The 13,035-nt window shown below is 72.0% G+C and carries 10 protein-coding genes; 7 read left to right on the plus strand and 3 right to left on the minus strand.

Features of this window, described 5'->3' with window-relative positions; genetic code table 11:
• The first annotated feature begins 1 nt into the window (after nt 1).
• Both GQ466_RS27435 and mshC read left to right on the plus strand, forming a co-directional pair.
• Nucleotides 2–946 carry an ABC transporter permease subunit gene (locus tag GQ466_RS27435; RefSeq protein WP_161105947.1) on the plus strand — a complete coding sequence of 315 codons (945 nt, stop codon included), beginning with the start codon at nt 2–4 and terminating at the stop codon, nt 944–946.
• Between the two features lie 67 nt (nt 947–1,013).
• Nucleotides 1,014–2,243 carry a cysteine--1-D-myo-inosityl 2-amino-2-deoxy-alpha-D-glucopyranoside ligase gene (gene mshC / locus GQ466_RS27440; RefSeq protein ID WP_161105948.1) on the plus strand — a complete coding sequence of 410 codons (1,230 nt, stop codon included), beginning with the start codon at nt 1,014–1,016 and terminating at the stop codon, nt 2,241–2,243.
• Nucleotides 2,244–2,250: 7 nt separating this feature from the next.
• Here the strand turns inward: mshC and GQ466_RS27445 are convergent, their stop codons facing one another.
• From GQ466_RS27445 to GQ466_RS27455, 3 genes are all read right to left on the minus strand, one after another.
• Nucleotides 2,251–3,072: an oxygenase MpaB family protein gene (locus tag GQ466_RS27445; protein ID WP_161105949.1), complete on the minus strand. Its 822-nt coding sequence runs from the start codon at nt 3,070–3,072 to the stop codon at nt 2,251–2,253.
• A 246-nt stretch (nt 3,073–3,318) separates the two neighbouring features.
• Nucleotides 3,319–4,161, minus strand: a complete 843-nt coding sequence (locus tag GQ466_RS27450; RefSeq protein WP_103566669.1) for a PAC2 family protein — start codon at nt 4,159–4,161, stop codon at nt 3,319–3,321.
• 184 nt (nt 4,162–4,345) lie between these two features.
• The gene (locus GQ466_RS27455; RefSeq protein WP_161105950.1) at nt 4,346–4,807 is read right to left on the minus strand and encodes a universal stress protein; all 462 of its coding nucleotides are present in this window, start codon (nt 4,805–4,807) and stop codon (nt 4,346–4,348) included.
• Between the two features lie 120 nt (nt 4,808–4,927).
• On the opposite strand from GQ466_RS27455, the gene metH reads away from it, so the two are divergent.
• From metH to GQ466_RS27480, 5 genes are all read left to right on the plus strand, one after another.
• A complete protein-coding gene (gene metH, locus GQ466_RS27460) occupies nt 4,928–8,404 on the plus strand; it encodes a methionine synthase (RefSeq protein WP_161105951.1) in 3,477 nt (1,158 codons plus the stop codon).
• 43 nt (nt 8,405–8,447) lie between these two features.
• The gene (locus GQ466_RS27465; protein WP_337193647.1) at nt 8,448–9,113 is read left to right on the plus strand and encodes an HAD family hydrolase; all 666 of its coding nucleotides are present in this window, start codon (nt 8,448–8,450) and stop codon (nt 9,111–9,113) included.
• A 176-nt stretch (nt 9,114–9,289) separates the two neighbouring features.
• Nucleotides 9,290–9,709: a hypothetical protein gene (locus tag GQ466_RS27470; protein ID WP_161105952.1), complete on the plus strand. Its 420-nt coding sequence runs from the start codon at nt 9,290–9,292 to the stop codon at nt 9,707–9,709.
• Between the two features lie 471 nt (nt 9,710–10,180).
• A complete protein-coding gene (locus GQ466_RS27475) occupies nt 10,181–11,173 on the plus strand; it encodes an ABC transporter permease subunit (RefSeq protein ID WP_161105953.1) in 993 nt (330 codons plus the stop codon).
• Between the two features lie 45 nt (nt 11,174–11,218).
• Nucleotides 11,219–12,979: an ABC transporter substrate-binding protein gene (locus GQ466_RS27480; RefSeq protein WP_161105954.1), complete on the plus strand. Its 1,761-nt coding sequence runs from the start codon at nt 11,219–11,221 to the stop codon at nt 12,977–12,979.
• The last annotated feature ends 56 nt before the right edge of the window (nt 12,980–13,035 follow it).

Raw genomic sequence — 13,035 nt, forward strand, 5'->3', positions numbered from 1 at the left:
CGTGCTGCGTTTCGTGATCCGCAGGCTGCTCTACGCCGTCCTCGTGCTGTGGCTCGTGTCGACGCTCGTGTTCGTGTTCCTGCACGTGTCGCCGGTGCCGGTCGAGCGCGTCATCGGCGGCCCGCGCGCGACCACCGACACGCTCGCGCAGATCCGCCGCAACCTCGGCCTGGACCAGCCCGCGATCGTCCAGTACGGGCAGTGGCTCGGCCGGCTGGTGCGCGGCGACCTCGGCGACTCCTACGTCAACGGGACGTCGGTGACGTCGCTGATCGCCGACCGGCTCCCGACGACGCTGTGGCTGGTGTTCGGCGCGGGCGTCCTGTGGTTCGTCGGCGGGGTGGCGACGGGCGTGTTCAGCGCGACGCGGGCGCGGGGCCTCGGCGACCGCGTCGCGACGCTGTTCGTGCTGGTCGGCCTGTCCACGCCGCCGTTCGTGATGGCGCTGGTGCTGCTGTTCCTGTTCTCCACCGAACTCGGCCTGGCCGGGATCCACTGGTTCGAGGCAGGGCCGCCGCTGCAGGAGCACTTCCTGCAGCGCATGGTCCTGCCGTGGATCGCGCTGGCGTTCCTGATGATCGCGACGTACACGCGGCTGACGCGCGGGTCGATGCTGGACGTCCTCGGCGAGGACTACATCCGCACCGCCCGTGCCAAGGGCCTGTCGGAGCGCCGCGTGGTGTACCGGCACGGGCTGCGGGCGGCGCTGACGCCGGTCGTCACCCAGTTCGGCATCGACCTCGGCGCGCTCATCGGGTCCACGATCGTCACCGAGAAGGTGTTCGGGCTCCAGGGCGTCGGGCAGCTCGTCTACCAGTCCATCGCGCTCGGCGACACCCCGGTCATCATCGGGGTGACGCTGGTCGTGACGCTGTTCGTCGTGGCGGCGAACCTGCTGGTCGACATCGGCTACTCGTTCCTGGATCCGCGCGTCCGGCTGGCCTGAGCGGCGCCCGCGGCCGGAGGGCGATCTCGGCTTAACGGCGCGAGTCGGCCACGGATAAGCTCGGCTCATGCGATCGTGGTCCGCTCCCGAAGTCCCCCGTCTCACCGCCGCCGGGCTGCCCGCGGCGACCGGGCCGCTCCGCCTGTACGACACGGGGACGGGCGCCGTCCGCGCGACCGAGCCCGGTCCGACGGCGCGGATGTACGTCTGCGGGATCACCCCCTACGACGCGACGCATCTCGGGCACGCCAACACGTATCTGGCGTTCGACCTGGTCAACCGAGTCTGGCGGGACCTCGGGCACGACGTCCATTACGTTCAGAACGCCACCGATGTGGACGACCCCCTGCTGGAACGTGCCGAGCGGACCGGCGAGGACTGGCGCGCGCTCGCCGACCGCGAGATCGAACTGTTCCGCACCGACATGGAGGCGCTGCGGATCCTGCCGCCCGCCCAGTACGTCGGCGCGGTCGAGGCGATCCCGCTGGTCGTGGAGATGGTCGAGAAGCTGCGCGCCAAGGACGCCGCCTACGAGGTGGACGGCGACATCTACTTCCCGGTCGCGGCGGACCCGGCCTTCGGCGAGGTCAGCCGCCTGGACCGGACGGCGATGGCGCCGATCTTCGCCGAGCGGGGCGGCGACCCGGACCGTCCCGGCAAGCGGGACCCGCTCGACGCGCTGCTGTGGCTGGCGCGGCGGCCCGGCGAGCCCGGCTGGGAGTCGCCGTTCGGCGTCGGCCGCCCCGGCTGGCACGTCGAGTGCTCGGCGATCTCGCTCGAACACCTCGGGATGGCCTTCGACGTCGAGGGCGGCGGTTCGGACCTGGCGTTCCCGCACCACGAGATGAGCGCCGCGCACGCGCAGGTCGCCACCGGGGAGCGCCCGCACGCCCGCGCCTACGTCCACGCGGGCATGGTCGCGCTGGACGGCGAGAAGATGTCCAAGTCGCGGGGGAACCTCGTGTTCGTCTCGCGGCTGCGCAAGGACGGCACGGACCCGATGGCGATCCGGCTGGCGCTGCTCGCCCACCACTACCGGGCGGACTGGGAGTGGACGGGCGCGGACCTGACGGCCGCGCGGGAGCGGCTGGAGCGCTGGCGGGCGGCGGTCGCGCGTCCGGCCGGCCCGGACGCCGCCGCGACGGCCGCGCAGGTCCGCGCCCGCCTCGCCGACGATCTCGACGCCCCCGGCGCGCTCGCCGCGCTGGACCGCTGGGCCGAGAGCGAGGGGACCGACTCCGGCGCGCCCGCCCGGATCCGCGCGGTCGCCGACGCGCTGCTCGGCGTCGTCCTCTAGCGTCCGGTCACGCGGCGGCCCGCGCCGCCGCGTCCGCCGACCTGCGAGCGCGGCGCGCCATCCGCCGCCGCGCCCGCCACAGCGCCAGCGGCGCGCCCGCGCGGCGCAGCGGCCCCGGGACGAGCCGGTAGCAGAACGCGCCCGTCCGCAGCAGGAACCACAGGAACCGCTCCCGGCGCGGCCCCCACGGCAGCCCGTACTGCTCCCGGACGCGCGGCGGCAGCACCCCGGTCGTGATGAACCGGAACAGCCACAGCCCGGGCCACAGCCACCACAGCTTGCGCGCCCGCAGGACGGCGCGGGCGACCTCGCGTCCGTCGTCGGTGACCTCCAGCGAGCCGATCATGCGGTCCATGTAGGCGCGGAACGCGGCGAGGTCGGCGGGCTGTGCGCCGGGCGGGCACCCGAGCACGTCCGCGACGTACCGGGCCTGCTCGACGTACGCGCCCGACAGGTCGCCGCCGGGGGAGCCGAGGATCTCCTCATGGACGTACAGCGCCGCGTCCGTGAGCGTGGCGTTCACCCACACCTGCAGATCGGGGTCGTTGCCGGAGTAGCCGGGGCCGGTGATGCGCTCGTGGAGGCGGCGGATCCCGCGCCCGAGCCGCTCGGCCTCGTCCGGCGCGCCGAACGCGACGATCGCGAGGAAGTCCAGCGTCCCGAACAGCCGGTCCAGCGGACGGTCCCGCATGTCGCTGTGCTCGGCCACGCCCCGCGCGACCGCCGGTTGCGCGACCTGCAGCAGCAGCGCGCGGCCCGCGGCGAGCATCACGGCGGGCTCGGCGGCCAGCCTCCGCAGCACGTCGCGGTCGGGGACGGGAGCGGTCATCACGGTCCTTCCGCCGGGTGCGGTCCCGGCATCGTCGCGCACCGGACCGACCCCCGCAAGCCCCTCTTCGACCGCCTGTCAATAACTCACAGCAGCGGGCGGGCCGCCCGCCGCGCGGCTCACCGGCCGCGGGCGCCTCCGCCCGGAATGTCGGAAGAGAAAAGCATCGTGGGACGCGCTCGACGGCGCGGGCGGGCCGTCGACGGGGGCCGGGCCTCGGCCCGTTCCCCGTCATCGTGGCGGCCGTCAGCCCGCGTCGCGGCGGCGCAGGTAGCGCTCGAAGTCGCGGGCGATGGCGTCGCCGGTGGCCTCGGGCAGGTCGGCGGCGTCCTTCTGCTCCTCCAGCGTCCGGACGTACTCGGCGACCTCGGAGTCCTCCTCGGCCAGCTCGTTGACGCCGTTCTCCCAGGCCCGCGCCTCCTCGGGCAGCTCGCCGAGCGGGACGGTGATGTCCAGCAGGTCCTCCACGCGGCGGACCAGCGCCAGCGTCGCCTTCGGTGACGGCGGCTGCGCGACGTAGTGCGGCACCGCCGCCCACAGCGCGACCGTGCTGAGGTCGGCCTTGGCGCACGCGTCCTGGAGGACGCCGAGGATCCCCGTCGGCCCCTCGTAGCGCGTCGGCTCCAGGCTGAGCGTCGTGATCAGGCCGGGCTCGGACGCCGACCCCGTCACCGGCACCGGACGGGTGTGCGGCGCGTCGGCCAGCAGCGCGCCGAGCAGCACGACCTTCGTCACGTCCAGCTCCAGCATCAGCCCGACCAGCTCGGCGCAGAACGAGCGCCACCGCATGTTCGGCTCGATCCCGTGGACGAGCACGACGTCCCGCCCGGTGGGAAGCCGCGCCCACGACACCCGGGTCGTGGGCCAGGAGATCCCGCGGCTCTCGCCGTCGGTCATCTCCACGACCGGCCGGGTCACCTGGAAGTCGTAGTAGTCGTCCGGGTCGAGTTCGGCGATGGGAGTGGACTCCCAGCTCGCCGCGAGGTGCCGGACGACCCCGCTCGCGGACTCTCCCGCGTCGTTCCACCCTTCAAAGGCGGCCACGACGACCGGATCGACCAGTTCAGGCACGCTCTCCAGTTCGACCACGCGCTGCCTCCTTCCGACGTCGGGTACAGCGTCACCGGACGGCGCGGTATTTCCGGAGGGCCGCCGCGCAAGATCGGTGATGGCCAGCCTACGTCCTCGCGGAGCGACCCACCCCGCCGTCGGGCCGCCCGGACGCGGCGTTCGGGCGGCCCGACGGCGGGGCCGGGGCGGCGGTCGGGTCCGGTCAGCGCTTGCCGTCGGTGGTGTGGACGATCAGCACGTCGCACGGCGACCGGTGCGACAGGTTCGCCGGGACGGACCCGAGGATGCGCCCGGCCAGCGAGTTCAGGCCCCGGTTCCCGACGACGACGAGGTCGGCCTCGCGGTCCCGGGCGATGCCGGAGATGACGTCCACCGCGTCGCCCTCCCGCGCGACCTCCTCGATGTCCTTGGCGCCGGCCGCGACCGCCCGCTCCCGCGCGGCGCGCAGGGCGTCCTCGGCGGGCGTGGAGCCCTGCACCTTGTAGGCGAGGTCGCCGAGCCGGTCGGCGGCGCTCAGCCGCTCCTTCTCGGGCATCGGGTTGTACGCGGACGCGAGCAGCAGCGTGGCGCCGGTCGCGGCGGCAAGCTGGGCGGCCCGGTCGACCGCGCGGAACGAGGTTTTCGAGCCGTCGGTGCCGACGAGAATGGTGCGGTACGCGCTCATGCCGCTCCTTACCGGTTAGTAGTCTGGGAGGGGCACGTTATCGGTCCGTTGCCCGGTGCGCCAGAACGGCCGCCGGGAGCCACGGGAGACCGGGGGCCGCCCCGGTTAGGCTGGAGCACCATGAGCACTCCGCAACCGGTGTCCCTGCGCCAGGCCCTTCGGGAACGCGTCGTGGTGGCCGACGGAGGCATGGGGACGATGCTCCAGGAGGCCGGGCCGACCCTCGACGACTTCGAGGGGCACGAGGGCTGCAACGAGGTCCTGAACGTCACCCGCCCCGACATCGTCCGCTCCGTCCACGCCGCGTACTTCGAGGCGGGCGTGGACGCCGTCGAGACCAACACCTTCGGCGCCAACCTCGGCAACCTCGGCGAGTACGGCATCACCGAACGGATCCACGAGCTGTCGGAGGCGGGCGCCCGGATCGCCCGCGAGGTCGCCGACTCCTTCGCCGCGCCGGACCGGCCGCGCTACGTCATCGGGTCGGTCGGCCCGGGCACCAAGCTCCCGACGCTCGGCCACGTCACGTTCGCCGAGCTGCGCGACGCCTACCGGCGGAACGCCGAGGGGCTCATCGCGGGCGGCGTGGACGCGATCCTCGTCGAGACCTGCCAGGACCTGCTCCAGGCCAAGGCCGCGCTGATCGGCGCCCGCCGCGCCATCGACGCCGCCGGAGCCGACATCGTGCTGATCGGGCAGGTGACGATCGAGCAGAACGGCGCGATGCTCATGGGCTCGGAGATCGGCGCCGCGCTCACCGCGCTGGAGCCGATGGGCATCGACCTCATCGGGCTGAACTGCGCGACCGGCCCCGCCGAGATGAGCGAGCACCTGCGCTACCTGGCCCGGCACGCCAGGATCGGCCTGTCCTGCATGCCGAACGCGGGCCTGCCGGAGCTGTCGGCCGACGGCGCCCGCTACCCCCTGACCCCCTGCGAGCTGGCCGACGCCCACGACGCCTTCACCCGCGAGTTCGGCCTGTCGCTGGTCGGCGGCTGCTGCGGGACGACCCCCGAGCACCTGCGCCGCGTCGTGGCGCGGGTCCGGGGGCGGGAGATCGCCGCCCGCGACCCCCGGCCCGAGGCGGGCGCGTCCTCGCTGTACCAGCACGTCCCGTTCCGGCAGGACACCTCCTACCTGGCGATCGGGGAGCGCACCAACGCCAACGGCTCCAAGGCGTTCCGCGAGGCGATGCTGGAGCGGCGCTGGGACGACTGCGTCAAGATCGCCCGCGACCAGGCCCGCGACGGCGCCCACATGCTCGACCTCTGCGTCGACTACGTGGGCCGCGACGGCGTCGCCGACATGCGCGAGCTGGGCTTCCGGTTCGCGACGGCCGCGACGCTCCCCATCGTCCTGGACTCCACCGAGGTCGACGTGATCGTCGCCGGGCTGGAGACGCTCGGCGGGCGCGCGGTGATCAACTCGGTGAACCTGGAGGACGGCGACGGCCCCGGCTCCCGGATGGCGCGGCTCATGCCCGCCGTCAAGGAGCACGGCGCGGCCGTCATCGCGCTCACCATCGACGAGGAGGGCCAGGCCCGCACCGCCGAGAAGAAGATCGAGATCGCGTCCCGGATCATCGAGCTGCTGACCGGCACGTGGGGGATGCGCGTCGAGGACATCATCGTCGACACCCTCACCTTCACGATCGGCACCGGCCAGGAGGAGTCGCGCCGCGACGCGCTGGAGACCATCGAGGCCATCCGCGGGCTGAAGCGCCGCTACCCGGACGTGCAGACCACGCTCGGCCTGTCGAACGTGTCGTTCGGGCTGAACCCGGCGGCGCGGATCGTCCTGAACTCGGTGTTCCTGCACGAGTGCGCCGAGGCCGGGCTGGACTCGGCGATCGTCCACGCGTCCAAGATCCTGCCGATGGCGCGGATCCCCGAGGAGCAGCGCAAGGTCGCGCTGGACCTGGTGTACGACCGCCGGTCCGAGGGCTACGACCCGCTGCACAAGTTCATGGAGCTGTTCGAGGGCGTCGACACCGCCGCGCTGAAGGCCGACCGCGCCGCCGAGCTGATGGCGCTGCCGCTGTTCGACCGGCTCAAGCGCCGCATCGTGGACGGCGAGCTGGACGGCCTCAACGCCGACCTGGACGCGGCCCTCACCGAGCGCCCCGCCCTGGAGATCGTCAACGACGTGCTGCTGGACGGCATGAAGACCGTCGGCGAGCTGTTCGGCTCCGGGCAGATGCAGCTCCCCTTCGTCCTGCAGAGCGCGGAGGTCATGAAGACCGCCGTCGCCTACCTCGAACCGCACATGGAGAAGTCCGCCGACGGCGGCAAGGGCCGGATCGTGCTCGCGACCGTCAAGGGCGACGTCCACGACATCGGCAAGAACCTCGTGGACATCATCCTGTCCAACAACGGCTACGAGGTCGTGAACCTCGGCATCAAGCAGCCGATGAACGCGATCCTGGAGGCCGCCGAGCGCGAGCGCGCCGACGTCGTCGGGATGTCCGGGCTGCTGGTGAAGTCCACGGTGATCATGAAGGAGAACCTGGAGGAGCTGAACGCCCGGGGCCTCGCGGACCGGTGGCCGGTGCTGCTCGGCGGCGCCGCCCTCACCCGCGCCTACGTCGAGCAGGACCTCGCCGAGCTGTTCGACGGAGAGGTCCGCTACGCCCGCGACGCGTTCGAGGGCCTGCGGCTCATGGACGCGTTCATGGCCGTCAAGCGCGGCGAGGAGGGCGCGGCGCTGCCCCCGCTGCGCGAGCGGCGGGTCAAGAAGGGCGCGACGCTGAAGGTCACCGAGCCCGAGGACATGCCGTCCCGGTCCGACGTCGCCACCGACAACAAGGTGCCCGCGCCGCCGTTCTTCGGCGACCGGATCGTCAAGGGCGTCCCGCTGGCCGACTACGCCGCGTTCCTGGACGAGCGCGCCACCTTCATGGGGCAGTGGGGGCTGAAGCCCGCGCGGGGCGGCGACGGCCCGTCCTACGAGGAGCTGGTCGAGACCGAGGGCCGTCCCCGGCTGCGGATGTGGCTGGACCGGATCCAGACCGACAAGCTCATCGAGGCGGCCGTCGTCTACGGGTACTTCCCGGCCGTCGGCGAGGGCGACGACCTGGTCGTCCTGAACGCCGACGGCTCGGACCGCGAGCGGTTCACCTTCCCGCGCCAGCGCCGCGACCGGCACCTGTGCCTGGCCGACTTCTTCCGCCCGCGCGAGTCGGGGGAGACCGACGTGGTCGCGTTCCAGCTCGTCACGGTCGGGTCGAAGATCGCCGAGGCGACCGGCGAGCTGTTCGCCAAGAACGCCTACCGGGACTACCTGGAGCTGCACGGCCTGTCGGTGCAGCTCACCGAGGCGCTGATGGAGTACTGGCACGCGCGGATCCGGTCGGAGATCGGGTTCGGCGCCGAGGACGCCGACGACGTCGAGGACTTCTTCCGGCTCGGCTACCGGGGCGCCCGCTACTCCTTCGGCTACCCCGCCTGCCCCGACCTGGAGGACCGCGCGACGCTGGTGCGGCTGCTGCGGCCCGAGCGGATCGGGGTGACGCTGTCGGAGGAGCTGCAGCTCGTCCCCGAGCAGTCGGCGGACGCGCTCGTCGTCCACCACCCCGAGGCCAAGTACTTCAACACGTGATCTATCCTCGGGGGTCCCTTTCATCCCCCGAGGAGGATCCCCCGTGCAGGGTCCCGGCGCGCTGCGGGCCGTCCTGTTCGACATGGACGGCCTGCTCATCGACTCCGAGCGGCTGTGGCTGGAGGTCGAGTTCGAGGTCGTCGCCCGGCTCGGCGGCCGGTGGACCGAGGAACATCAGCAGGCGCTGGTCGGCGGCTCGCTGGCCGGCGCGGTCGCCTACATGCTGGAGCTGACCGGCGCGGACGTCCCCGCCGCGACCGTCGGGGCGTGGCTGCTGGACGGCATGGCCGAGCGCCTCGGCGCGGCCGTCCCGCTGCTGCCGGGCGCCAAGGAGCTGCTGGCCGAGGTCCGCGCGGCGGGCGTCCCGGCGGCGCTGGTGTCCTCCAGCCACCGGCGGCTCATCGAACCGGTGCTGGACGCGATCGGCCGCGAGCACTTCGCGGTGACGGTCGCGGGCGACGAGGTGGCGCGCACCAAGCCCGACCCCGAGCCGTACCGGACGGCGGCGGCGCGGCTCGGCGCCGACCCGCGCGCGTGCGTCGTCCTGGAGGACTCCCCGAACGGGCTCGCGGCGGCGGAGGCTGCGGGCTGCGTCACGGTCGCGGTGCCGGGCGTCCTGCCGATCGCGGCGGCGCCGGGCCGGACGGTCGTGGCGTCGCTGCGGGACGTCGACCTGGCGTTCCTGCGCTCCCTGGTCCCGGCGCCCTGATCCCGAGACCTCCCCGCCACCGCTCCGTTACCTTCCCGTGATCGACCGTCTCGGGGTCGGCATCCCGCCCGAGGAGGAGGCGCGGGCGGCTCCGAACCGTCCCTGGGAAGGAGCAACCCGGCCGCGTACGGTGTGAGCATGGGGGAGAGCACAGCCGTTCGGAGTGAGGGGCCGGTATGAGCGACGCGATGATCTTCGCGATCAGCCTCGGGGTGACGATCCTCGGGCTCGTCGCGAGCTGGGGCGTCTACCGCCGCCGGGGCGCGGCGACGGGGCTGCGGGGCGCGTCGCTGGCGCTGGTGCCGCTCGCCGCGGCCATGACGGGCGTGACGGAGTTCCTCGTCGACCTGGCGTTCAGCCCCGTCAAGTGGATCGGCGTGGGCGTGGCCGGGCTCGCCGTCGTGCTCTACCTGTCGTCCGGCGCGATGCTGAGCCGGCGCGCGGGCGCGGCGCCCGCCGAGGCGCCCGCCGGGAAGAAGGCGCGCCCGCAGGCCGGCGGCGGACGGGGCGCGGTCGAGCCGCCCGCGCGGCGCGGCGGCGGCGACCCCGAGCTGGCGGAGATCGAGGAGATCCTGCGCAACCGCGGCATCAGCTAGACCGCGTCAGTCGAACCGCATGGCCCGGCCCCGCCTGAGGGCCGGTTTCGAGGGCGTTCCGGCCGGGGCGCCGCCCGTGATCGCGCGGGCGGCGCCCCGGCCGTGTTTCTTCCGGCGAGGATCGCCGTCCGGAGGACGGTTGATATCGGAACGGACTCGGATCGGTAAAGCTTGTCGTTGTCGGGCTTCGAACGGTCCAAGCATGGATGTGACCGAACGTACTATTCGGGCGATTTACCCGTTAGGCCGGTCGGACGCGTGTGCCCGAGATGACGACGAGATCACAAGTCAGATACGGGGTCTGGCGTCCGTCGCCCGGTCGATGGACAGTCGTGCTCAAGCACGAGGTATCCCTCCGGCAAACACGGCATGACGGGCATGGACGGCGCTGGACGATCTTCGTCGCCGGACGGCCCGCACGCCGTCGGCGGCGGTGCCGCACCACGGCCGGATCGGTAGGAGGTAGGAAGCGTGACCACACCCATCGAGGTGTCCGGTTCGGAGTCCGAGGCGCAACCCGAGGCCGTCCTCGCGGGCGTCGGGGCGAAACAGATCCAGGGCCGGTCCCTGGGCCAGATCGCCTGGCTGCGCCTGCGGCGCGACAAGGTCGCGCTCACCGGCGGCGTCATCGTCGTGCTGCTGATCGTCGTGGCGATCGTCGGCCCGTTCCTGGTCCAGTCCCCGCTGACCTACCACCAGGACCTGATCGACCCGACGTTCAACCGGCCCAACAGCGGCATCTGGCACACCGGCATCTCGGGCGACCACTGGCTCGGCGTCGAGCCCGGCACCGGCCGCGACATGCTCGCCCGCATCGTCCACGGGGCGCGGATCTCGCTGCTCGTGGCGTTCCTGGCGACGCTGCTGTCGGTCGTCATCGGCGTCGTCCTCGGCATCACCGCCGGGTACTTCGGCCGCTGGGTCGACACCGTGATCAGCCGCGCGATGGACGCGTTCCTCGCCTTCCCGCTCCTGCTGTTCGCGATCGCGCTGGTCGGGGTCGTCTCCGACGGCGCGTTCGGGCTCAAGGGCAACGGGCTCCGGGTGAGCGTCCTCGTCTTCGTGATCGGCTTCTTCAACTGGCCGTACATCGGCCGCGTCATCCGCGGGCAGACGCTGTCGCTGCGCGAGCGGGAGTTCGTGGACGCGGCGCGCAGCCTCGGCGCGCGCAACGGCTACATCCTGTTCAAGGAGCTGCTGCCGAACCTCGTGGCGCCGATCCTCGTGTACTCGACGCTGCTGATCCCGACCAACATCCTCTTCGAGGCCGCGCTCTCGTTCCTCGGCGTCGGAGTGATCCCGCCGACCCCGTCGTGGGGCGGGATGCTCACGCTCGCGGTGCCGATCTACTCGTCCGACCCGATGTACATGATCGTGCCGGGCCTGGCGATCTTCATCACCGTCCTCGCCTTCAACCTCCTCGGTGACGGGCTGCGGGACGCTCTCGACCCCCGGGCCAAGTGACCCCGGTTTTCTTCCTGTCACACGAATGAAGAGGTGCGCCTGCGCATGAAGAAGATCAGACCCCTCGCGGCCGCCGTGGCCGTGCTCGTGACCGGGGCGGGCCTGACGGCCTGCAACGGCGGGTCGGGCGGCTCCAGCGGACCCGGTTACAACGCCGCGGTGAACAAGGTCGTCAACGCGTCCGACAAGAAGGGCGGCACGCTCCGCCTGGCGGACTCCGACGACTTCGACTCCCCGGACCCCGGCAACACCTACTACGCCTGGACGCAGAACTTCGCCCGGCTGTACGGGCGCGGCCTGACGACCCTGGCGCCGGGCGCGGGCCAGGAGACGCTGAAGGTCGTCCCGGACCTCGCCACGAGCCTCGGCACCCCCGCCGACGGCGGCAAGACCTGGACGTACAAGCTGCGGACCGGCGTCAAGTACGACGACGGCACGACGGTCACGTCGCAGGACGTCAAGTACGCCATCGAGCGCAGCAACTACACCGACGAGCTCCAGCTCGGCCCGAAGTACTTCAAGGCGTACCTCCAGGACAACACGCCCGCGTACAAGGGTCCCTACAAGGACAAGAGCGACTCGGGCCTGAAGTCCATCGAGACCCCGGACCCGCAGACGATCGTCTTCCACCTGGCCAAGCCGTTCTCCGAGTTCGACTACCTGGCCGCGATGTCGCAGTCGATGCCGGTGCCGAAGGCCAAGGACACGGGCCTGAAGTACGAGTCGAAGATCGTCTCCTCGGGCGCGTACAAGGTCGACAGCTACGTCCGCGGCAAGTCGATGACGCTGTCGCGCAACACGTACTGGGACCAGAAGACGGACCCGATCCGCAAGGCGCTGCCGGACAAGATCGACCTGCAGCTCAAGCAGAACCCCGATGACATCGACAACCGGCTCCTGGCCGGCAAGCTCGACATGGACATCACGGGCGTCGGCGTCCAGAGCGGCACCCAGGGCAAGGTGCTCCAGGGCAACCAGAAGGGGTACACCGATAACCCCTACCAGGGCTTCCTGCGCTTCATGTCGCTGAACATCCACGTGAAGCCGCTCGACAACATCCACTGCCGGACCGCGGTCCAGTACGCCACCGACAAGGTCGCCGCGCAGACGGCCTACGGAGGCCCGCTGGCCGGCGGCGACCTCGCGACGACGCTGCTGCCGCCGTCGGTCGCCGGGTACCGCAAGTTCGACCTGTACCCGCAGACCTACCAGAAGACCGGCGGCCTCGACGCCGCGACCATCGGCAAGGCTAAGCAGGAACTGGTGGCGTGCGGCCAGCCCAACGGCTTCTCCACGAAGATCTCCGCCCGGTCCGACCGGCCGAAGGAGGTCGCGATGGCCCAGGCGATCCAGCAGGGCCTGGCCAAGGTCGGCATCAAGGTCGACATCGTCCAGTTCCCGGCCGGCGACTACTTCAACAAGTACGTCGGCGCTCCGAAGTACGTCCACGACCACGGCATCGGCATGATGCTCATGGCGTGGGCCGCGGACTGGCCGACCGGCTACGGGTTCCTGTCGCAGATCATCGACGGCCGCGCGATCAAGCCGTCCGGCGGCAACAACCTGCCCGAGCTGGACGACAAGCAGATCAACGACGCGTTCGACGCGGCGATCGCCAACGTCCAGGAGGCCGCGCGCCTCAAGGCGTACGGCGACATCGACGAGGCCGCGATGAAGCAGGCCGTCGACGTGCCGATCATCTACGCCAAGGCGCTGCTGTACCGGCCGAAGACCGCGACGAACGTGGGCATCACGCTGGGCTACGGCGGCATGTACGACTACCTCAACATGGGCGTGACGAAGTAGTCCCCTCCCGTCCGTGAGTTCATCCGAAGGCAGGTGAAGGCGGCGCCCGCCGGCCG

The organism is Actinomadura rayongensis (genome assembly GCF_009831215.1).
Classification (GTDB): domain Bacteria; phylum Actinomycetota; class Actinomycetes; order Streptosporangiales; family Streptosporangiaceae; genus Spirillospora; species Spirillospora rayongensis.